The following is a 21,964-nucleotide window of genomic DNA, read 5'->3' on the forward strand; positions in this document are numbered from 1 at the left end:
GTCACACCTGTTCCGCTACGCCGCCAAGATAAAGTTCGCGCATCAGCGACATATCCTTGAGATCCGAGATCGGCCCTGATGTGGCGATACGGCCATTCTGCATCAGATAACCGCGCGTGGCGACCGAGAGTGCAAGCCCGGCATTCTGCTCGACGAGCAGGACCGACGCGTTGAAGGTCTTGCCGATATCGAGAATGATCGCCTGGATTTCCTTGACGAGCAGTGGCGAAAGGCCGAGCGATGGTTCATCGAGGAGCAGCACACGCGGCCTCGCCATCAGACCGCGGGCGATTGCCAGCATCTGCTGCTGTCCGCCGCTTAGCGATCCGCCCTTCTGCTGACGCTTCGTCGCAAGAATCGGAAAGAAGCTCTCCATCGTCTTGACGTCGGCTTCGACGGCCTCGGTGTCGCGCCGCGCATAGGCGCCGAGGCGCAGGTTTTCCTCGACGGTCATATCGCCGAAGATCCGCCGCCCCTCGGGCACCAGAACGACGCCGCGCTTGGCCATGATATCCGGCGTGCGACCGGTCAGGTTTTCGCCAGCGAAAGTGATCGTCCCCGTGCGCGGTTTGACCAGCCCGACGATGGTGCGCAGCAATGTCGATTTGCCGGCACCGTTCGGCCCGAGGATGGTGATCACCTCGTTTTCGCCAAGAGTCACGGAGACATCGCGATTGACGAACGTTGCGCCATACCCGGTCGTCACATTGCAAACATCGAGCAGGTTCACAGCGCACCTCCGAGATAGACTTCGAGCACCTTCGGATTGGAAAGAACGTCCTGCGTCGGGCCATCGGCGATCTTCGATCCGAAATCGAGGACGACCAGCCGCTTGCAAAGCATCTGCATCAGCTTCATGTCGTGATCAATGACGCAGACGCTGATGCCGTGGGCCGGGAACTGCTTGACCAGACCGACCAGCGTTGCGGTCTCCTTGTCGTTGAGGCCTGCCGCCGGTTCATCGAGCAGGATCAGCGCGGGCCGCGTGGCCAGCGCTAGCGCGATACCGAGGAGACGCAGATTGCCGAAGGGCAACACGCCGGCGCGCTCATTTGCGAGCGCCGTCAGCCCAACGAAATCGAGCAGGGCGGCCGGCGTCGTCCACGGGTAGGGGCGGCTGGTGTTGCGCGCGTGCTCGCAGGCGATCTGGACGTTTTCCCAGACCGTGAGGCCGGGAAAGGCCATGGCCTGCTGGAAGGTGTAGCCGATACCGGCACCCGAGACTTCGTGGGCCGCAAGGCTGGTAATATCGTGACCGCGCCAGCGGACATGCCCCTCGGTCGGCCGGTAGACGCCGGTGATGACGTTGAAGAGCGTCGTCTTGCCGGAGCCGTTCGGGCCGACAATGCCAAGGATCTCGCCCTCTTCGATCGACAGATCGACACCTGATAATGCGGTGACACCGCCGAACTGCTTCTTCAGTCCGCTGATCTCAAGAATGGCGTTCATCGGCCTGCCTCCGAAGCATGCCTGGCAGTGGTTGCATGGCGGGACGCCTGCTTTGGCCCCGGGCCGCGAACGAGCCTGTTCCAGCCGTCGATGAGCCCGGCAATCAGGCCGTTCGGCAGCAGCAGGATCACCGCGATCAGGCAGACGCCGTAGAGAATGCGCGACTGGACCGGATCAAGGTTCAGAACCTCCGGCAGGAACGACACGAGGATGCCCCCCGCAATCGGCCCGAGAAGCAACCGGGCGCCACCAATCATCACCATCAGTGCCAGATAGATGCTCGGGAAGGAGGCGAACTGGCTTGGCGAGATGTGACGCAGGAAATAGGCGAGCAAGACGCCGGAGACACCGGCAAAGACGCCGCTGACGACGAAGGCGCCGATCTTGTGACGCCCGACATTGATGCCGAGCGAGGCGGCCAGTTTCTCGTTCTCGCGGATCGCGCGAAGCGTCCGGCCATAGGGCGAGTTGATGATCGCCCAGCTGGCAATGGCGCTGAGTGCCACGAAGGCAAGAACGACGAAGTAATAGGGGATGAGATCATCGATACGCATGCCGAAGAAGCTGGTCGGCAGCTGCAGGTCGAGGCCGGTCGCTGCACCGGTGAAATCGCCGCCATTGGTCAGTATGATGGTCAAAAGCTGGCCGAAGGCGAAGGTCATGATGACGAAGTGGTGGCCGCTGACGCGCAGCGACGGCACGCCGATGATAACCGCGAAGGTGGCAGCGGCGATCCCGCCGAGCGGCAACGCCACCCAGAAGCCGATCCCGGTATCACGGGCAAGCAGAGCCGCCGCATAGGCGCCGACGCCGACAAGGGCGGCATGGCCCATGGAGAGAATGCCGGTCTGGCCGAACAGCACCGAGAGGCCATAGAGCGCCACGATGTTGATGCCGGCGGAGATCGCCAGCGACAGCATGCGGTTGCTGGCGCCAAGCGCCGGGACGAAGGCAAGGATCGCCAGCACGACAAGGGCCGGGATCAGCGAGCGGAGCGACGAAAGTGAGGTGTTCATAGCATGCGCCTTTCGCGCGTCAGGCCATTTTCGGGCCGCTCGTGCCACCGAACAGTCCATTCGGGCGGAAGAGCAGCACCAGGATCATCAGGGCGAAGGAATAGGCGTCGGTCCAGGCGGAGAAGCCGTAGCCGGCGCTGAAGCCTTCGACGATGCCAAGAATGAGGCCGGCAACGACAGCACCTGTCAGGTTTCCGAGGCCGCCGATCAGCGCCACGGCAAAACCCTTCATGACCATGGTGCCGCCGGTGAACGGCGTGATCGGGAAGAGTGCGATCAGCAACGCACCACCGAGACCGGCAAGGGCGCTGCCGAGCACGAAGACGCCGGTGATGTAGCGGCGGACGGGGATGCCCATCAATGCTGCGGTATCACGATCATCGACCGCGGCGCGAAGTGCGCGCCCGTAGCGGCTGCGGGTGACCATGGCGAAGGTCAGCGCAACGACTGCAATGGTGACCAGAATGACCATGACGCGAACCGAGGCAATACGCACGCCGCCGATCTCCCAGATGCCGGTGAGCGGGCGTGGAATGCTTTTCTGGTTCGGGTCATAGAAGAAGATGACGATGTGCTGCAGCACGACGATCAGCCCGAGCGAGACGATGAAGCCATTGGTCGGGCGTGTCAGCGTGAAGCGGAACAGTCCGCGCTCGAGCACGAAGCCCATGACGCCGACGGCAAGGACGGCGAGCACGAGAGCGATGAAGAATCCGAGGCCGGCTTGGACGGCTAGCCAGGTGACGATGCTGCCGACCATCAGGAATTCGCCATGCGCGAAATTGATGATGCCGGTCAGGCCGAAGATCAAGGTGACCCCGACGGCGATCAGCGTGATAACGCTCGCGATCGACAGGCCGTTGAGGATTTGCTGAATGAGAATGTCCACTGCTCTATTCCGCTGTTGCGGGGACCACACGACGCGGAGTGTCCCATTTTCAATGACGTAATTCCCGCCGGCGCATCGGCCGGCGGGAGCCGCATCGGCAGTTTATTCCGCAGGGGCTTCTGCGGGTGGCTGCTGCATCGCGCAGGAGATGTCGCCGCCGGGTGCCGCCGCGCAGACTTCGGTCGCGTGTGTCACTTGGTGGCTCTTGTTGAAGGAGAGAACGTCGGAGACCACGCCCTTATGGTGCAGCGATTCGAGAGCTGCGACGGTCTTGTCCGGATCAAGCGAACCGGCCTTCGTCCAGGCTTCGGCGAGCATGTGGACATAGTCGTAGTAGAGCAGCGAGACCGAGGAGGTCACACCCTTCGGCGCGCCGGCAGCGAAGTAGGCCTTGAAATAGGTTTTCGCATTGGCGTTGGAGGATTCACCCCAGCAGATCGGGACGCAGCTCATGGCGACCGGCACGTCGGCGGTCAGGCCGCGTTCCTTCCAGATGCCCGGGTCGACGCCGAACAGGAAGTAGCTCGGGGCAACGCCGAGTTCGAGCGCCTGCGGCAGCGCGGTCAGGGTCGAGTCGCCATTGTACCAGAAGTGCACGACGTCAGGGTTCAGGCTCTTGGCGCGCGTCAGGAACGGCGAGAAGTCGGTGGTATCGGGCGGATAGGAAATGACTTCGGGGACTTCCTGTCCCTCGGCCTTCAGCGCCTTAACATAATAGGAGGTCAGGAACTGGCCGGTAGCGTCGTTGCCGACGATGACGACGGACTTTTTCAGCGGGTGGCCGACGAGCGGCGTCAGCAAGCTCAGAACCCCGCGGGCCGTCGAGCCGGAGCGCTGGAATTCCTGCGGCTCGGACTGGAAGAGGTAATGGTCTTCGGCGCCGGGGGCGACGGACTGCGGGTTCAGAATTTTTGCCAGCGTGCTGTTGCCGGCAAACTGGATCACCTTGGCGGGCTGGGTGATCTTCGTCATCGCCAGGGTAAAGTCGTGGGTTTCCGAACCGAAGATCGCCGAAACCTTTTCATCGCGAACCAGCTCCTGGGTCGCGGCAATGGCGGTGGCGATATCGGTGCGGTCGTCGCGCTTCACCATCTCGACCTTGTAAGTCTTGTCACCAACCTTGACGCCTCCCGCGTCGTTGATTTCCTTGACGGCGAGGCCGACGCCGGCCGGAAGCGTGTGACCGGCGGACACGAAGGCACCCGATTCAGCCGCGACGACGCCGATCTTGATCGTGTCCTCGGCGGCTGCCAATTGCAGTGACGCGCCGAGGCCGAGCGCAACAGAAATGCCTCCCAATACAAATGATCGCACGGTCTCATCCTCCCAGTGCAGATTTTGCGTACTTACCGGGTTGTCGTACAACCCTGTTTTCTGATAATTGGGTTGACGGAGAATGTCAAGCAAGTCTAACCAGACGGTGCCGGCCCGCCGGCCACCGCGAACGAGGGAGTGAGTTATGCGAACCAAGGGATTCGGCCGCACCGGCCGGAAGGTCAGCGAAATCGGCTTTGGCGCCTGGGCGATCGGCGCCGCCTGGGGTGAGGTCAACGATGAGGAGGCGCTTGCCGCGCTGCATGCAGCACTCGATACCGGCGTCACGTTCATCGATACGGCCGACGTTTATGGCGATGGTCATTCGGAGAAACTGATCGCAAAGGTGATGAAGGAGCGGGGCGGCGAGCGTCCCTATATCGCCACCAAGGCCGGTCGCCGCCTGCCGCAACAGTCGGTCGAAGGCTACAGCGCCGAAAACCTCGAGGGCTGGATCGACCGCAGCCTGAAGAACCTCGAGACCGATAGCCTCGATCTCGTCCAGCTGCATTGCCCGCCGACGGATCTCTACTATCACCCGGAGGTCTTCGGTCGCCTCGACAAGCTGGTCGAGAAGGGCAAGATCCGCAACTACGGCGTCAGCGTCGAGCGCGTCGAGGAGGCGCTGAAGGCGATCGAATATCCTGGCGTCATGAGCGTCCAGATCATCTTCAACGCCTTCCGTCAGCGCCCGATCGAGCACTTCTTCAAGCAGGCAGCGGAAAAGAAGGTGGCGATCATCGCCCGCGTGCCGCTGGCAAGCGGGCTGCTGTCCGGCAAGTTCAAGAAGGACACCAAGTTCGAGAGCAATGACCACCGGCTCTTCAACCGCAACGGCGAAGCCTTCGATGTCGGCGAGACTTTCTCCGGCGTGCCGTATGAGGTCGGTCTGGAGGCAGTCGAAAAAGTTCGCCCACTGGTTTCTGGCGATACCACCATGGCGAAATTCGCGCTCCGCTGGATCCTGATGTTCGACGCCGTCACGGTTGCCATTCCCGGTGCCCGCAATCCGGCGCAGGCGAGATCCAATGCCGAGGCCGCCAGCTTGCCCGCGATTTCCGACAGCGCGATGCGGGAGATCAAGGCGATCTACGACACCTACATCAAAAACTATGTTCATCAGCGCTGGTAGGGAGATTTATACATGACAAGCCCGATCATCGATTCCCATCATCACTTCTGGGATCCGTCCAGCGGCGGCGACTATGGCTGGCTGAGCGGCCCGTTCGAGCCGATCAACCGCGTCTTCGAGCCGGCTGATCTTCGCCCGGCGCTGCAGAAAAACGGCGTCACCGGCACCGTCCTTGTCCAGACCTGGAACGATCTTGGCGAGACCTGGGACTTCATCCGCACGGCGGAAGCCACGGATTTCGTCGCCGGTGTCGTCGGCTGGGTGGACCTGACAGACCCGAAACTTGGCCAGACGCTTTCCGAGCTCAAGTCTTCGCGCGAGGGTAAATGGCTGGTCGGCGTGCGTCACCTGATCCAGACGGAGAGCGATCCGAACTGGCTGCTGCGCGCCGATGTGAAAGCGGGGCTGCTTGTCGTTCAGGCTTCAGGTCTTGTCTATGATCTGGTGCCCAACCTGCCGCAGTTGCCGTCCTGCATCACCACAACGCAGACCTTCCCTGAGATGCGCTTCGTGCTCGACCACATCTCGAAGCCCGAAATCCGCAATCGCGGCTTCGACGAATGGGCGGTGCTGATCCGGCAGTTCAGAGGGCAGCGCAATCATGTCTGGTGCAAGCTGTCGGGTATGGTCACCGAAGCGAACTGGCAGAGCTGGACGCCGCAGGATCTCAAGCCCTACGTCCATGAAGTGCTCGACGTCTTTGGCACGGATCGCTGCATGTTCGGCACCGACTGGCCGGTCTGCCTCGTCGCGGCGAGCTACGACCGCGTCGTCGAGGCGCTGCAGGAATGCCTCAAGGATCTTTCCAGTGCTGAGCGTGAACGGATCTTCGGGCTGAACGCCGTCGAGGCCTATCGTCTCCCCGGCTTTCAGGAGCGCAAGGCATGACTGACGCTAAGACCTCAAGCAGGATCGGCTTTGCCTCGCGCCTCGGCTTCGGCGCCAGCGGCATCGGCACGCTCTATCGCGATGTCACCGAGGCGCAGGCCGCCGAGGTGCTGGCTGCGGCCTATGACGGCGGATTGCGCTATTTCGATACCGCGCCGCTCTACGGTCATGGGCTGAGCGAGTTGCGTCTCGGCACCTTCCTGCGGACCATCGACCGGCAGACGGTCACCGTCTCGACCAAGGCCGGCCGCTATATGGCGCCGCCCTATGGCGAGACGGTCGATTACGGCCTCTGGGCCTCGCCGCTGCGCCTCAAGCCGGTCTTCGACTACAGCTATGCCGGAACGATGCGCTCGCTAGAACAATCGGCAAACCGTCTCGGCATCGCGGATTTCGATCTGGTCTATATCCACGATATCGATCGCTTCACCCATGGGAATGCCTATGAGCGGCGCTTCAACGAGGCCGTCGAAGGTTGTTACCGGGCGCTCGACGACCTCAGAACGGCCGGTCACATCAAGGCGATCGGTGTCGGCGTCAACGAGAGTGATGTCGCGACGCGGTTCATCAAGGCCTGCGCGCTCGATGCCGTTATGATGGCCGGGCGCTATACGCTCCTCGACCGCACTGCTGAAGCAGACCTGTTGCCGGAGGCGGCGCGCCAGGGTGTGGAGATCGTTGTCGCCGGGGTGTTCAATTCGGGCATTCTCGCCACGGGTCCGGGCAATTCAGGCACGACCTTCGATTACGGCGCTCCGCCCGAGCATGTGGTCGTGAGGGCAAAGCAGATCGAGGAAATCTGCACGCATTACGGCGTTCCGCTGCAGGCGGCGGCGATCCAGTTTCCCTTTCGCAACCCGCAGGTCTCCGCTGCGGTCCTTGGCATGAGCCGGCCGGAACGCATTGCGCAGAACCTTGACTGGGCGAAGTTCTCCATCCCGAAAGCCCTTTGGGGTGAGATCGAAGCGCTTTTCGAGTCCATCCGCCGATAGGCGAAGCCGAATGATGCTGGCGCGGCCGCCGCGCTGGCATCCTCAGCTACCGTTTGGGTATCCTAAGCATGCGACTGCAGACCGAAGCATCAAATCAGTTTAGGCCCCGATACAACGATCACATCGTATCGTCACATGCTTGCGCCACGACAACTCCAAAGGACAATTCGCAAAGATGACAGCAGTCCGACTGACAAAAGTGGTGGCAGAGGCGCTGTCCTGCCGGGTCCACTTGTGGCGCACGCTCGCCCGCCGATGGATCCCATCCTACATCGAGTAATTCCAAACCTCCGCGGCAAGGCTGGCTTTGATGGCTTCTGCGGCGTTCTCAACGTGATCGTCTCTTTTGGCGTAGTGCAAAAGTTTCGCGATCCTAACATTACGGGCATTGTATAGAGGCGGTATTGAATCGTGGTCGTAACTAGGTCGCCTGCCTGAAGAAGGAAGAGCCAGCTGCAATCGGCTGTCTAAAGATCCTCGGTCCAATCGGAAAGCGGTTTGAGGAATAACTGCTGCAATACTCGCGATTAACACAGCGGCCTCTATGCCAGATTGCGAGGTTTTGATGGATCATTGGCAACGCTCCGTTCTTGATTGCACCTGCAGCTCCGATTAGTAACCGATGATCAGTTGCAGCAAGATGGTAGCGATATCTCCGAATGAATCAACAAAAGCCCAGAGCGACGCTACGAACCCTTGCCCAGTACCTCGGCATTTCCGTCACCACGGTTAGCCGAGCACTGAAAGATGGGGCCGAGGTAAACGCGGAGACTATCGATCGAGTTAAGCGCGCGGCTGACAAGCTTGGGTATAGGCCCAACACAGGCGGCGTTAATCTTCGCTCGGGCCGATCGCAGTCGATTGCAATGGTGCTTTCATTCGAACGACAAGAGCAGCTTAACATCGTGACTGCTTCACTCCTGGTTGGCGTCTCCACGGCCATGAGAGCGAGAGGGTTTCGCACCGGTATCGTTCCTCATCTGCAGCATGACGATCCGCTCGAGATTGTCCGCAATCTCGCCCGCGAAGGGTCTGTCGATGGCATCATCATAACCCATACACGTCCTCAGGACGAGCGCGTGAAATACTTGCTCGAAGTCGGGATGCCGTTCGTCACCTTTGGCCGAACGGAGCTTTTGAGCGCTCACCCTTATGTTGACATCGACCACGAACAGATCGGCGCGGACGCTGCAAAGTTACTGCTCGACAACGGACATCCGGCTCCCCTGCTTTTCGCGCCATCGAGCCAGTTCTCTTACAGTCTGCAATTCGTGAAAGGCTGGACTAAAACCTTCAACGCTCGCAACCTGACCGTGCCCGACGAATTGATCCACTTCTCCGCCACGACGCCGCAAAGCGGCGTTGATATGGCGCGCGAGGTGCTGCTCCGCCATCCAGAGTCGACAGGTGCCTTCGTTGCCTCGGACGAGGCGGGGTTGGGGTTCATCACTGCGATGCATCAGGCGGGTCGGCAGATCGGTAAGGATTTCGGCCTTATCACCTATGGCGGCGCGAGACTACACGACTTTCTGAGCCCACCGACAAGCGCGTTCCACTACCCGCACGCCGGAATCGCCGACCTGCTTTCCGAAATGCTCGCCGGCGCAATCGATGGCAACGACTACGCGCAACTCCGCCGCGTGGTCCCCGGTGAATTTATCGATCATGGCAGTCATATCCTTAAGCCATAAATATCCGTAACGTTATGGATCGGACTTCTGCGCTTTCGCGTGCGGAGGCCTAAAGCCAACGGTTTTGCGGTTGACAAACGCTCATTGATCGCTATTCGTAACGTTACGGATTGCGTCGAGCTACTCGACGTCGGCCGACAGGAAGTTAAAAAAGCCTGCCGCAATGGTCTTGAGGAGGACCACGCCCGCCGGCCACCGGTATCTGAGCCTTGGGAACTGATGTCGCGGTGTCGCCGGAAGCAGCGGAGAACTGAAACAAACTTCATGAGATTGGGATCCCGCGGCGGCCGATACCGCGCCGTTTCGGGAAGGAGAATTCGTGTGCTGCGCGGGATCCCCCGCCGGCTTGAGAGGAGGACCTTATGAACTACACAGTGACTAAATTGACCCGCAGCGTATCGTCGCTACTGCTTGTTACGGCAATAAGTCTTGCAACGACCGCCATCGCCCGCGCGGACGTAACCTTGACGGCGATCTTCCCCTTCACCAAGGTGGACCCCGACTATGCGCGGCTTCAGGAAACCTATGAGCGGTTTCATGCCGCAAATCCCGACATCACGATCAATTTCGACTACCTCGATCATGATGCCTATCATAACAAGATGCAGGCTTTGGCGATCTCGGGCAACTTGCCTGACATTCTCACACTTTGGCCCGGAAAACGCACCGGTTACCTCACGGGTCGCGGCTACGCCAAGGATCTTCGCGACCTCATCAAGCGCGACGGCGTCGATAAGCTCCTGCGCCCTGTGTCTACCCAGGCGCAGGCTGCCACCGGCGAGGTTTACGAGATCGGAGTGCCCTTCGTAAACTTTACCAATGTGGTCTACGTGAACCGCAAGCTGTTAAACGAGGTTAAGCTCGACTATCCAAAGACGCTCGGCGAAATGATCGGACAAGCGAAGACCATCCGCGCCGCAGGATATCGTCCGGCCGTCTTCGGCGATCAATCGAGCTGGGTGCTGCAGTCTTGCCTGCTGTCGGTGATGGTCGGTCGCATGGGCACACCTGAATGGTTTGCCAATGTCCTTAAAGGCGCCGATGGCGCAGCCTTCACGGATGCGCCTTTCGTCGGCGCGCTCAAGAAAATTCGCGAAATGGTCGATGCCGGCTTCATCGATCCCAGTGAGCCTTCTACGACACGCGAACAGGCGCTCTCCGCGTTCGTGAGCGGCCGTAGCGTCTACTTTATCGGCGGCATTTGGGAAGTGGTAAATCTTACTTCGGCCTTGCCGCCGGAACTGAAGGCGGACGTCGAAATTCATTCGCTTCCAGAAATCGAGGGCGCCGCACTCGCCGGTTCTGACTCTTCCTCCGGCCAGCCTTCCACGGGATTCGGCATGTCCGCCAAACTCGACGACACAAAGAGTGAAGCGGCGTGGAAGTGGATCAAGTTCAATCTCGATCCATCCAACAAGGACATCGATATCAAATACGGAATGCTTCCGATCTACGCTCAAGACGTGGGTATCGGCGACATGTTGAGCGATCCGCTGGCGAAGAAAAGCTACGCGTTTTCGTCGTCCATCACCCATGTGCTGCCGGTTCTTGATGATCGCCTGGACGCCGAAGGGGTTATGCAGGTCGTCAATGCCGGGTTGCAAGAACTGGTTCTAGGGTCGGTCACGCCGGAGGAACTCGCTGCAAAATACGAAGCCTGGGTCGGGGCGAACGACAGCAACCGTAAGGCCAAATAGACGCCCAGCTGAACTCCGAAGCAGCCTCGAAGGATGCTCTCGCCAGGGTTTGGCGGGAGTATCCCAGAAAATCTCACCCATCGCATCGATAAAGAGAGAGCCTGACGTGGCTTCCGTAGCAAAATCCGATCGCCTGAGCTATGCGATACTGACCACACCGGCCCTACTCATCTACGGGCTCGTGATCGTCATCCCGGTCGTCTACAGTCTCGTGCTGAGCTTCACCGACTGGGCGGGCGTGGGCATTCCGAACTTCATCGGCTTTACCAACTACGTGGTGATGTTTTCCGATCCCATCTTCTGGTGGGGCCTGCGAAACAACGGCCTTGTCATCCTGGTGTCACTGATCGGACAGATCCCGCTGGGCTTCTTCCTTGCCTATGTCATCTATCGACGCCTTGTGCGCGGCGTGGGCTTCTTTGAGGCCGTGATATTTTTTCCGGCGCTGCTGAGCCCCGTCGTCGTGGCGTTGCTGTTCGGGGTCGTCTTCGCCCCCACCGGCCTGGTCTCACAGATCATCGGCCGGGCTGTAGGCGATCCGATGTTTTCGCTCTCCGTATTCAATTCGAAGAACACGGCAATACTGCCCTATCTGATTGTGCTCCTGTGGATGTATACCGGCATCTACTTCATCATCTTTCTCGCCAACCTGCAGAAGACGAGTCCGGAGATGCTGGAGGCGGCCGTGCTTGACGGCGCAAATGAGTGGCACATCCTGAAGTCGCTTATCCTGCCGCAGCAGGTCCCCGTATTCCTGACTTCGGCGATCTATGCGGTCGCGGGAAGCCTCAAAAGCTTCGAAATTCTTTGGATCATGACAAATGGCGGCCCAAGCTACTACAGCAACGTGCTCGGCCTCTACATGATCCAGAATACCTTCTCATTCTACAAATACGGCTTCGGCAGCGCGATTTCGGTGGTCCTCATTCTGCTCAGCGTATTTCTGATTTTGATACTCTCTGCCATCGCCGCGCGGTTCACGCGCGCCTACGAAGAAGGGACCCGCTAGAATGTCGAGGTTCATCTCTGGTCAGGCCACGGTTCCAGTGCCGTTTCGGATTGCTGCCTACGCCGCGCTTGGATTCTTCACGGTATTTACGACGTTTCCGCTCATCTGGCTTACCTATACGTCGTTCAAACCGGAGACGGAGATCGTCTCCAACATGGTTGCCCTTCCGGTTAACTGGACGCTGACGAACTACATCCAGGCCTGGAAGCTCGGGGAGTTCTCTCACCTGTTCGTCAATAGCCTGATCTTCTGTGTGACGACGACTGTCATCGTGGTGTTATTTTCTATTTCGGCGGCATTTGCCTTCACCAAGATCCCGTCGAGGCTAACCCCGTTTCTCTTTTCGTTTATCGTCATGGGACTGCTGGTAACGATTTCGTCATCAATCGTGCCGCTGTTCATCGCGGCTAATTTCCTCGGCCTGACCAATACCCATCTCGGAATTATCATCCCATATGTCGCGTTCAACATCTCCTTCGCAGTCTATTTGGCGGCGGCCTTTGTTCGTTCCATTCCCAACGAGCTGATCGAGGCTGCCAAGATGGACGGCGCCGGCTATCTGAGGATTTACGTTTCGATTGTGCTGCCCATGGCGCGACCGATCATTACGACGATCGCCATTTTCACGTTTCATGCCTGCTGGGTGGAATATGTGCTGGTGTATATGATGTCTTCGGACACAACGATACGCACGGTCCAAGTCGGTCTTAGTCTCCTCAAAGGGCAGCTCTCATTCAACTTCGGCTTTCTGTTTGCAGCAGTGGTAATTTCCAGCCTGCCGCTGCTGGTTCTCTACCTTGTGTTTAGAAAGCATCTCCAGGCCGGGTTCTCCATGGGCGCGGTGAAGGGCTGAGGCCCGCTCGTGCAACATCTGTCATTCTTCAAGAACGGGAGTAACGAACATTCTTTGCGTAGAGATTCTCGGACCGCGCCAGGCGCAGGTCATCCATCGGCCGGAACCGCAAGCATCCGGTGATATAGTCAAGATCAGGGTTCTGGTTGCTCCCATGTGTACGGAGTGGCAATCCTGGCGCGCCGGCAAGTTATCGTGCGAGCTTGGCCACGAGGCTGTGGGTGAGGTTGTTGACGCTGCGCAATCGACACGCCTGAAGGTCGGAGACCGCGTCATCGTCATGCCGCATGCCGGCTGCGGCATTTGTCCCGCTTGCCGCGCTGGCGAGCACATCCACTGCACGTCGCAACGCGATCTGCTGAACGAGACTGGTTCATCGTCCGGCATAGGTTGTTATGCCGAGTATCTATTGAAGCCGGACTACCTGCTGCAGCCAGTTCCCGACGACATCGAGACGCATCATGCCGCGATGGCGATCTGTGCTCTCGGCCCAAGTTTCACGTCGATGCATCGCATGCGGGTAAGCGCGCAAGACACCGTCCTGATTTCGGGCTGCGGCGCGGTCGGCCTTGGGGCGATCATCAACGCCCGTACCATCGGCGCGCGTGTCATCGCGCTTGAATTGAACCCGTACCGCGCGGCGCTCGCGCAGGATCTGGGTGCGGAGTTGGTCATCGACCCCCGCGCGCCGGACCTTCTCGATCAAGTGCGAGCCGCAAGCGGCGGCTACGGCGTCGACGCGGCCCTCGATACCAGTAACAATGAGGGCGCTCCCGCCGTAGTCCTCGAATTGGTGCGAGCGCGAGGCAGGCTTGCCTTCGTTACCTGGAGCGGATCGCTCCCGGTCAACCGCATCACGGGAAAGGGAGTCGACATCTTCGGCACCTGGCACTGGAACCACGATGTCTTCGCCGATGAATTGTTGCAACGCGTGCGCGACGTTCGACCGCTGCTCGACAAACTGGCCACGCATCGCTTCGCTATGCCGGAGATCGGGTCTGCCTTTGCTCTTCAGGAAACTGGCAATTGCGGAAAGGTACTGCTTTATCCGAGCAAAGTCGCGCAGGCTTGACGGCCGAGAAAAATATTCGGCCGTCGAAGCGGCGACGGCTCGCTAACGGAGTTAACTTGGGAGATAGATCATGACCTTTAGAGTCGGTGGCTATGGGATCGATTACGACGGTGACCCCGAAGCTTATGCGCGCGCGCATGTCGAATTCGGGTACAACGCGGCCTACATGCCGAACATCAAGCTCGAGAACCGCGAAGAAATCGCCGCGCTCGTGAAGAGTTTCGCGGCGGCCGATCTCGTCATTGCCGAGGGCGGAGCATGGAAGAACCTGATTGCCCACGATGATGCGACGCGCAAGGCCAATCTCGAATATGCGGTGCATCAATTGGCTCTCGCGGATGAGCTGGGAGCAGGGGCCATCGTCGCCTATCATGGAACTGTCGGCCATCCGGGAGACCCGTGGCAGCTGAGCGACAATTACGACTATGGACCGCATCCAGACAATCAGAGCGAGGCTGGCTTCCAACGCGCCGTCGATACCGCCCGCTATGTGATCGATACAGTGAAGCCAAAGCGTGCGAAGTTCTCTTTGGAGATGGTGCCGTGGCTGGTGACCGATACCCCGGAGAACTACCTCAAACTGCTGAAGGCGATCGATCGGCGGCAGTTCGGAGCTCATATCGACGCTGCAAATATGGTCATCACGCCGCGACTCTATTTCAATACAGGAAAGATGATTCAAGATTGTTTCGCCCTTCTTGGACCCTGGATCGTTTCGTGCCACGCGAAGGATCTGGTGATGAAAGGCGGACCTGGAACGATCTCTTTCCATTTGGATGAGGTCGTGCCTGGCGAAGGTAATCTCGACTACGCGGCTTATGTCACCGAGATTGCCAAACTCGGGCGTGAAGTTCCGCTCATGCTCGAGCATTTCGATGTGCCCGGCTACCGGCGTGGACTTGCGCACATCAAGACGGTCGCCCGTGCCGCAGGGCTATTGGAGGCTGAGTGATAACCGGTAACCCATAGCGGCGACTGAGGAAATTAACGTCATTTGCACCGGACTAGGAGACCCAGCAGGCTCGCTCGAGACCCTATAACCGCAGGAAATAGGCGCGGATGAAGCTGCGTCTTTGGTGGCCCTCCGGGGTCGGTCGCAGCAAGTAACTATGATTCCAACCGGTAAGGGCTCCGGGCTTCGGCCGGAGCTCTTATACGACGTGGAAGCGCGATTGCGTGGTGCTTGTTGGTATAGGATGAAAGTTCGGTACAGATCAAGTTGACCGAGGTACCGCAGGCCGGCCGGTCCCACAAAATCGACGTGACTGTCGACATGATCGAGTACCTCGGCGGAACCCGCTATCTGTACGGCCGTCTCCCGATGACACGGCCATTGTCGTCGAGGCGCGTGCCCGCATCGACATCACCGCCGGCGAGCAGATCGGCGTCACCTTCAACGAAAACGACGTGATGCTCTTCGACGCGGCCGGCAAGCGGGTCCGCTAGAGCGCACACACACTTTTATGACGAAAAGGGTAAGGGATGTGCTCGTCACACTTAGCCAAATAGTCTCGGTGGGCAGCTTCAAATGCCATCGACCGTCAAGCCCTTTGGCGGTGAAGCACTAACGACGGCCACCGGCAACGGACCCGAGTTCCGATAGTCATCAAAATTATTCATGAGATCGTTTCGACTGGCACGATAGATGCCATTGCTGCGCTGGGCTATGTCTAAAGCAACGTTTGAAGAGGGGTATGATGATAAGACAAATGCAGCCCGAGGATGAAAGCGGATGGCGTTCGCTGTGGACGGAGTATCTGGCCTTCGATGGAAGCGTTCTTGATGTTGTGATTCACGACAAAACGTGGTCTCGAATATTAGAAGGCAAACTAATTCGCGGCTTACTGGCTTTCGAGGCATCTGAACTTGTAGGCTTTGCGCATTACATTTTCCACCCGTCAACATGGAGCCTTAGCGAGACGTGCTACCTGCAGGACCTTTTTGTCGTTCCTGAAATGCGGGGTAGAGGCATTGGAAGAAGTTTGATTTCTCACGTATTTGCGGATGCTGCTGCCTTCGGTTCCTCGCGTGTCTACTGGCAAACCCAGACCGACAACCAGTCCGCACTTGCGCTTTATGAAAAGGTTGCAGAACGTTCGGGTTATATCCAGTTCAGTAAATCGATTACCTGATACGAAGCTTAGATCGCAGTCGGCGGACTTGGGTACCGGGAACTACCGGGCGGGGCTCGATAATTCCACGGTAAAAGTTCGTCGACCCGGTTCTGCCTATGGCCGTTGACGATGGCGGTGAGCGCGCTGGTCAGGTAGGCCTGTGGATCGACAGCATTGAGCTTGCACGTCTCAACGAGTGAAGCGATGGTTGCCCAGTTCTCCGCTCCCGCGTCGTGCCCGGCGAAGAGAGCGTTCTTGCGATTGAGGGCTATCGGCCGGATCGTTCTCTCGACAGCGTTGTTGTCGATCTCGATACGACCGTCGGTCAAGAACACGCAGAGGCCGTCCCAATATTTGGCGATATAGGCGAGCGCTTCGCCAAGCGGTGATTTGCCAGCGATGTGGGCGCGATGCTGAGTAAGCCAGGCACGCATGTCCGCGATCACTGGCGCTGAACGCTCCTGCCTTCCACCAACGCGAGCGTCGGCGTCGAGACCGCGCAGTTCGGCTTCGATGCGATAGAGTTCACCGATCCGCTTCACGCCTTCCTCGGCAATCGGCGCTGTGCCGGTACGAGTGATCTCGACCAGCTTGCGCCGCGCGTGCGCCCAACAATAGGCAAGCCGGATGTCCGGGCCGACACGGTCTGGTGCAATCAAGCGATTATATCCGGCATATCCATCCACCTGGAGGATGCCCGAGAACCCTTGCAGTATCCGCTCGGCATGTAGCCCGGCGCGACCGGGCGCATAGGTGAAGGCGACACCTGGTGGCGTACCTCCGCCCCATGCTCGGTCGTCACGGGCCAGCGCCCAGAAGTATCCGGTCTTGGTTTTACGGGAGCCTGGATCGAGTACCGCGCACGGGTCTCGTCGATGAACAGCTTCGTCGACCGCTTCAGATCGGCGATCAGAGCGTCGAAGACCGGGCGCAGTTCGAAAGCGGCTCGACCGACCCAATCGGCCAGAGTGGAGCGGTCGAGATCGATGCCTTGACGGCTCATGATCTGGGCCCGCCGGTAAAGTGGCAAATGATCGGCGTATTTGGACACCAGCACATGAGCGATGGTTGCTTCCTGTCGGCAATCCGGCCTGGATCAGTCGGGCAGGTGCTGGAGCCTGGGCAACGCCATCAGTACAGGCACGGCAGGCATACTTGGGGCGACGAGTGACGATGACGCGGAACAGCGCCGGAACGACATCCAGCCGCTCGGACACGTCCTCGCCGATGCAATGCAGGCCTCCGCCGCATGCGCAGATCAGGCATTCCGGTTCGATGATTTGTTCAATGCGCGGGAGGTGGGCGGGAAGAGAGCCGCGATTTGCGGCGCGTGGTTTGGGCTGCGGCCTCCCAGAAGGGCCGTCGGCCTCGTCCTCGGCATGGACGGCGGCGATGGCCGTTTCCAGGTCCTCCAGTGCGAGATCGAATTGCTCAGGATCGACCTTCTCGGATTTGCGACCAAAGGCTGCCTGCTTGAAAGCCGCGACCAGCCTCTCCAGCCGTTCGATCCGCTCATCCTTGCGGGCTTCACGCGCTTGCGCCGCGATCAGCATCGCCTTCAAGGCAGCAATATCGTCCGGCAGATCGGCGGCGTCCAACATGCTGGAAGTCTATCAAATTAAGGCTCCGCTCTCCGTCAAAATTTGCAGCCCGAGTCATCGTGACGCACCTATTCGATTGCCGTCGGCGCTCTTGCCTCCACGGAACGGACCCGACGCCAGTCGAGCCCTGCAAACAGCGCTTCGAACTGAGCATGGCCCAACGTCATCAGGCCATCCCTGACGCCCGGCCAGGTGAACGTGTGCTCCTCCAGCCGCTTGTAGGCCATCACCAACCCGCTGCCGTCCCAGTAGATCAGCTTCAACCTATCCGCTTTACGCGACCGGAACACGAAGACTGCTCCTGTGAACGGGTCCTTATGCAACTCGTTCTTAACCAGCGCCGCCAATCCATCATGGCCCTTGCGGAAGTCGACCGGCTTGGTGGCCACCATGATCCGAACCCGGTTCGATGGAAAGATCATGTACCCTTCTCGAGTACAAGCCGAACCACGAAACACGGGTCGCTTCGGAAAATCACCCCAATGGTCACGAGTGACAGATACGTTCTCCGAGCTTGTCGGAATTCCCAAAACGCATATTTTCGGGTGGCGTCGATTGCACTTCCGATCGCGTATCGGGGGAGCTGCGGATTTGCGGCCAGCGAGCGCTTAACGACCTCCAGAGCACTTTTGCCCATTCGCAGGTGATCGGAAGACATGCTGCCGGGATGCTTTCGATATCCCACCAGCCGTTCGGGAACGACTTCGATGAAGTAGCGTGCGGCTAGCTTGAGCTCGAAATCGAGGTCCTCGCAGCCTCCAAGACCGGCTGCTGCATATGAGCTATCGAACCCACCTATCGCAAGCGCGGCGTTCCGCCGGACGAGAAGCGCGCTTCCATTCCCTATATACTTAACGTTCAGATGCCGGGCGTAGATATATCCTCTTGCGACATCGGAACTGCCAGGGCGAATGATCTCGTCGTCCTCGTTGATGATGTAATGCAGCGTGTAGACCGCAGCCCAGTGCGAAGGCAACCGGTTGAGCCCGTTCACCTGTTTTTCGATTTTCGTTGGGTGCCAGAGATCGTCCGCATCGAGGAATGCAACGAATCGACCTGATGATGCCTCGATCCCAGTATTCCTCGCGGCGGCGACACCGCGGTTGGGGGTGGACAGGAGGCGGATCCGCGAGTCCGACACCGCTATCTGCTCGACGAGTTTTGCGGTGTTGTCCGTGGAACCGTCGTTGACAACGATAATCTCCAGGGCGGCGTAGGTCTGGCGAACAGCGGACCGAAGCGTGCGCTCAATATAATTAGACGCGTTGAAGGCCGGGATGACTACTGAGACCAGAGGCTGGTCAGAATGAAGTGTGTCGCGTCGATCCTCATCTTTAAATGAAAGCATTGCAGATCTCTCGCCACGTCAACCAAAAGATACTTTCGTACAGATGAAGGGACTCTTTTTGATTTCTGCCTTTTTCGTACATTCAACTCGGAGCGGCCAAATCCCCGCCGCCGACATTGTTGGAAGATCACCAACGCCTACACTCTAACTTTGTTCTGCGAGCGCAAACGGACTTTGGTCCGACGTAGACCCCTCTACTTTGGTAGAAGAGGCTAGATATGAGAGCCGTACTTTGGTGGAAACTGAAAGAGTTCGGGCCTGACATCAAGGTCTGGTCCTCGGACACTTCGGTCGTGCGGATCGTGGACAGGGCGCGGGCGCGCGATCTCAGCGAGGCATCCGGATCCCGGACCTTGGTTGGGGGGTACTTGAGACTCAAGTCCTACACGTGGAACCGCTTGTGGTGGGCAGTGTTTTCGATTGGCGACGCCAGAGAGCGCCGCGCCGATTTTGTAGCCGCCCTGGAGACGAACATGCGTCTCCTCATCGTCGAAGACGAACCGGGAATCGCTCTGGTGATCGAGGACGTCGCGATCGACGCCGGATTCGAAATCATTGGCATCGCGGGGAACATGTCAGAGGCTCTGGAGCTCGGCTCCGAAGCGGACATCGCCATCATCGACGTCCGGCTTGGGGATGGACTCACCGGGCCGTCCATTGCCCGCGCCCTCTTTTCCGGGTTCGGCCTTATCGAAAACCCGGAGGGCCGAGCTGTCGTCACCAAACCGGCGAGCCCCGAAAGAATAGTGGACGCATTGTCCATGGCAGCCAAGAACGCAAGAACGCATCGCGTCGCGAGCGGCCCCACCTTCCACTGAACGCTTGAGGCGCCGTTGATCGGTTTCCTCCACCCCAACCCAATGCTGCCGACGCTATTCCTATTGTCGGTCAGGAGATTCACCTGCCCACTCCGCAATCGTATGACGCGGCTGTGCTGGAATTTTTCAACGAGGGCTACCTTCGGGAACTCCCCACGACGCCCGACATGGATCGACAGCGCTTCACCAGGGAGGTTCTGACTGGATACAGCAACATCGCTAAAACCTCCCTGGTGTCCTCTCAACAAGGATGAGGAAATTTAAGCGAGATAGCGCCGAGGGGAAGACGGACCTAAGTCTGATTGGCGCTCCAGGACCTGCTTCTCATGGTAGGATTGAAGTAATTGAAGCTCCGCGGAGGGACGGAACAGGAGGACGATATGAAGTTCGGTTCCGACCAAGCCAGCCATGAAGAGCGCTGCTCCCAAGGCCGTAGTTCAGGCTTACATAACAAACGCCGCTGACCGCGATAAAGGCATCTCGCTTGCGGCGATGATCGTCGGCAAGGAGAACGTCTAAGACCGGATGCTGAACCCCTTCCCCACGCAGTAGCGCGTCGCAATCTTTCAGATTCTCTACCAGTCCTGTCGCCGGAGCCGGACGCGATCAGATATCTGAACCGGCATGCCATGTCGTTTCGCTGGGGCCCGCAAAATCACGATATAACGCAGGCCTAACTAAAAGTGTTCAGTCGCTCATAGAGTGTCTCTAGACGTTTCCCAAACGCTTGCCATGTCTATGCCGAACAGCCAGTCGATGGGCCACAGATGGCTTTTCTTCAGCCCGAGGAGATGGAGAGTGCAGCTTGACAGCCATCACGATAGCGATCGTGGACGACCACCCTCTTTTTCGAGAAGGGGTGAGCCGCACTCTGTCCGAAATTGATGATTTCGTCGTTGTAGGCGAAGGGGAGAGCGCCGATGACGCGACCACGCTGGCGACGTCCCACAGGCCCGACGTCCTTCTGCTCGACGTGTCCATGCCCGGAGGAGGTATCGACGCGATTTCCGATATCCTGGCACGAAGCCCACAGACAAAGGTCCTGATGCTGACCGCCTCGGAGGACGTCGACTCTGTTGTCGCGGCACTACGACGGGGCGCAGCCGGATACATCGTCAAGGGTATCGGATCATGCGGACTTGCCGAGGCCATTCGAACGGTCGTCGGAGGCTCGAGGTACATCTCGCCGAGCATGCGCGCCAAGGTCGAAAAAACTCTTCTCGACAGACCGGCTTCACTGACGCCCCGCGAAACCGAGGTGATAGAACTGGTCGCCGGCGGACTTACCAACAAGCAAATCGCGCGCCGTCTGGACCTCCAGGAGAAAACGATCAAGCATCACATGACCGAAATACTGTCCAAGCTTGGCGCCACCAATCGAACGGAAGCAGCAATCAGATGGCGCCAGGGCGCCTAGGCGGAGATAGCGCAGCGACGGCGCCGAAGGCGCACGGGCTTATCGCCAAGGATTCGAGGTCGCCGACCGTTCGGGATTTCTATCGTCTTCTCCAAACGCAAGAGCATTCCGCATCCATCGCGGCGTTGGAGAGTCGTCAGGGAGGTTCTGACTGGAGTTGGGCAACATGCTTGGACCTCCCTGACACCCTCGCAAGATTACGAGCCTGACGTCCTTGCAAGGATCAGGAGAATCTAAGCCGGATCGTGCCGAGGGAAAGCCGGACTTAAGTCCGGCTGGTGATGTCATGGCACGCCGCTCATATCTAGTGCGAGGTATGTGTACGTCCGTGGAGGGGCGGAACAGGAGGAGAAAATGAAGTTCGGCCCCGATAACTACAATCACGAAGAGCGCTGCTCGCAAGGCCATAGTTCGGCATCCACGATCGCCACAATCGAAGCGGCCCTTTCCGCCGATCCGGATATCGACAGCAGTGCCATCGAGATCAGGATGCTCGGCCCTGTCGTCCTGCTCGAAGGCTTTATAAACAAGGCTGCAGACCGCGACAAAGCCATCTCGCTTGCTGCGATGATCGTCGGCTGGGAGAACGTCCAGGACCGGATGCTGAGCCGCTTTCCAACGCAGTAGGCAGCCGAATCCTACGGCTCGGACTAACGTCTGACCA

At 59.1% G+C, this 21,964-nt stretch carries 19 protein-coding genes and 2 pseudogenes; 13 read left to right on the forward strand and 8 right to left on the reverse strand.

The window, feature by feature from the left end:
* Position 1: 1 nt before the first annotated feature.
* From G9X68_RS17570 to G9X68_RS17590, 5 genes are all read right to left on the reverse strand, one after another.
* Positions 2 to 730: an ABC transporter ATP-binding protein gene (locus tag G9X68_RS17570; protein WP_171603475.1), complete on the reverse strand. Its 729-nt coding sequence runs from the start codon at positions 728 to 730 to the stop codon at positions 2 to 4.
* A complete protein-coding gene (locus tag G9X68_RS17575) occupies positions 727 to 1,449 on the reverse strand; it encodes an ABC transporter ATP-binding protein (protein ID WP_171603476.1) in 723 nt (240 codons plus the stop codon). The genes G9X68_RS17570 and G9X68_RS17575 overlap by 4 nt, the downstream gene beginning before the upstream one ends.
* A complete protein-coding gene (locus G9X68_RS17580) occupies positions 1,446 to 2,465 on the reverse strand; it encodes a branched-chain amino acid ABC transporter permease (protein WP_171603477.1) in 1,020 nt (339 codons plus the stop codon). Before G9X68_RS17580 ends, G9X68_RS17575 begins: the two co-directional genes overlap by 4 nt.
* A 19-nt stretch (positions 2,466 to 2,484) precedes the next feature.
* Positions 2,485 to 3,354 carry a branched-chain amino acid ABC transporter permease gene (locus G9X68_RS17585; protein WP_112597275.1) on the reverse strand — a complete coding sequence of 290 codons (870 nt, stop codon included), beginning with the start codon at positions 3,352 to 3,354 and terminating at the stop codon, positions 2,485 to 2,487.
* Between the two features lie 102 nt (positions 3,355 to 3,456).
* Complete coding sequence (locus G9X68_RS17590) at positions 3,457 to 4,668, reverse strand: ABC transporter substrate-binding protein (RefSeq protein ID WP_171603478.1); 1,212 nt, start codon at positions 4,666 to 4,668, stop codon at positions 3,457 to 3,459.
* Positions 4,669 to 4,813: 145 nt separating this feature from the next.
* Here G9X68_RS17590 and G9X68_RS17595 point away from each other — a divergent pair, with 145 nt between their 5' ends.
* The 10 genes from G9X68_RS17595 (at position 4,814) to G9X68_RS17640 (ending at position 16,134) form a co-directional block, all read left to right on the forward strand.
* A complete protein-coding gene (locus G9X68_RS17595; protein WP_171603479.1) occupies positions 4,814 to 5,800 on the forward strand; it encodes an aldo/keto reductase in 987 nt (328 codons plus the stop codon).
* Positions 5,801 to 5,812: 12 nt separating this feature from the next.
* A complete protein-coding gene (locus G9X68_RS17600) occupies positions 5,813 to 6,688 on the forward strand; it encodes an amidohydrolase family protein (RefSeq protein WP_171603480.1) in 876 nt (291 codons plus the stop codon).
* Entirely contained in the window at positions 6,685 to 7,680 is a 996-nt protein-coding gene (locus tag G9X68_RS17605; RefSeq protein ID WP_171603481.1) for an aldo/keto reductase, read from the forward strand. Before G9X68_RS17600 ends, G9X68_RS17605 begins: the two co-directional genes overlap by 4 nt.
* A 659-nt stretch (positions 7,681 to 8,339) precedes the next feature.
* Positions 8,340 to 9,371, forward strand: a complete 1,032-nt coding sequence (locus G9X68_RS17610; protein ID WP_171603482.1) for a substrate-binding domain-containing protein — start codon at positions 8,340 to 8,342, stop codon at positions 9,369 to 9,371.
* Between the two features lie 362 nt (positions 9,372 to 9,733).
* On the forward strand, positions 9,734 to 11,068 hold the full coding sequence (locus G9X68_RS17615; RefSeq protein WP_171603483.1) for an extracellular solute-binding protein: 1,335 nt from the start codon (positions 9,734 to 9,736) through the stop codon (positions 11,066 to 11,068).
* Between the two features lie 106 nt (positions 11,069 to 11,174).
* Complete coding sequence (locus tag G9X68_RS17620; RefSeq protein WP_171603484.1) at positions 11,175 to 12,077, forward strand: carbohydrate ABC transporter permease; 903 nt, start codon at positions 11,175 to 11,177, stop codon at positions 12,075 to 12,077.
* Position 12,078: 1 nt separating this feature from the next.
* Positions 12,079 to 12,930: a carbohydrate ABC transporter permease gene (locus G9X68_RS17625; RefSeq protein ID WP_171603485.1), complete on the forward strand. Its 852-nt coding sequence runs from the start codon at positions 12,079 to 12,081 to the stop codon at positions 12,928 to 12,930.
* A 91-nt stretch (positions 12,931 to 13,021) separates the two neighbouring features.
* On the forward strand, positions 13,022 to 14,002 hold the full coding sequence (locus G9X68_RS17630; protein WP_425328647.1) for a zinc-dependent alcohol dehydrogenase: 981 nt from the start codon (positions 13,022 to 13,024) through the stop codon (positions 14,000 to 14,002).
* Between the two features lie 70 nt (positions 14,003 to 14,072).
* Positions 14,073 to 14,954, forward strand: a complete 882-nt coding sequence (locus tag G9X68_RS17635) for a sugar phosphate isomerase/epimerase family protein (RefSeq protein ID WP_171603486.1) — start codon at positions 14,073 to 14,075, stop codon at positions 14,952 to 14,954.
* 757 nt (positions 14,955 to 15,711) lie between these two features.
* A complete protein-coding gene (locus G9X68_RS17640) occupies positions 15,712 to 16,134 on the forward strand; it encodes a GNAT family N-acetyltransferase (RefSeq protein ID WP_244956183.1) in 423 nt (140 codons plus the stop codon).
* Positions 16,135 to 16,142: 8 nt separating this feature from the next.
* On the opposite strand, the pseudogene tnpC reads toward G9X68_RS17640, so the two are convergent.
* The 3 genes and pseudogenes from tnpC to G9X68_RS17655 all read right to left on the reverse strand — a co-directional run.
* Positions 16,143 to 17,717, reverse strand: a pseudogene (gene tnpC / locus G9X68_RS17645) (IS66 family transposase).
* 68 nt (positions 17,718 to 17,785) lie between these two features.
* On the reverse strand, positions 17,786 to 18,139 hold the full coding sequence (gene tnpB / locus G9X68_RS17650) for an IS66 family insertion sequence element accessory protein TnpB (RefSeq protein WP_171603487.1): 354 nt from the start codon (positions 18,137 to 18,139) through the stop codon (positions 17,786 to 17,788).
* A 2-nt stretch (positions 18,140 to 18,141) separates the two neighbouring features.
* Positions 18,142 to 19,065: pseudogene (locus tag G9X68_RS17655) on the reverse strand (glycosyltransferase family 2 protein); the annotation flags it as partial.
* A gap of 218 nt (positions 19,066 to 19,283) precedes the next feature.
* Between G9X68_RS17655 and G9X68_RS31950 the strand changes: the two are divergent.
* From G9X68_RS31950 to G9X68_RS17670, 3 genes are all read left to right on the forward strand, one after another.
* Positions 19,284 to 19,883, forward strand: coding sequence for a hypothetical protein (locus G9X68_RS31950; protein ID WP_244956184.1), 600 nt, complete (start codon positions 19,284 to 19,286; stop codon positions 19,881 to 19,883).
* Between the two features lie 805 nt (positions 19,884 to 20,688).
* Entirely contained in the window at positions 20,689 to 21,300 is a 612-nt protein-coding gene (locus G9X68_RS17665; RefSeq protein ID WP_171603488.1) for a response regulator, read from the forward strand.
* A gap of 354 nt (positions 21,301 to 21,654) precedes the next feature.
* Complete coding sequence (locus G9X68_RS17670) at positions 21,655 to 21,927, forward strand: BON domain-containing protein (RefSeq protein ID WP_171603489.1); 273 nt, start codon at positions 21,655 to 21,657, stop codon at positions 21,925 to 21,927.
* Positions 21,928 to 21,964 lie beyond the last annotated feature (37 nt).

The organism is Rhizobium changzhiense, assembly GCF_013087625.1.
GTDB classification, from domain to species: Bacteria; Pseudomonadota; Alphaproteobacteria; order Rhizobiales; family Rhizobiaceae; genus Rhizobium; species Rhizobium sophorae.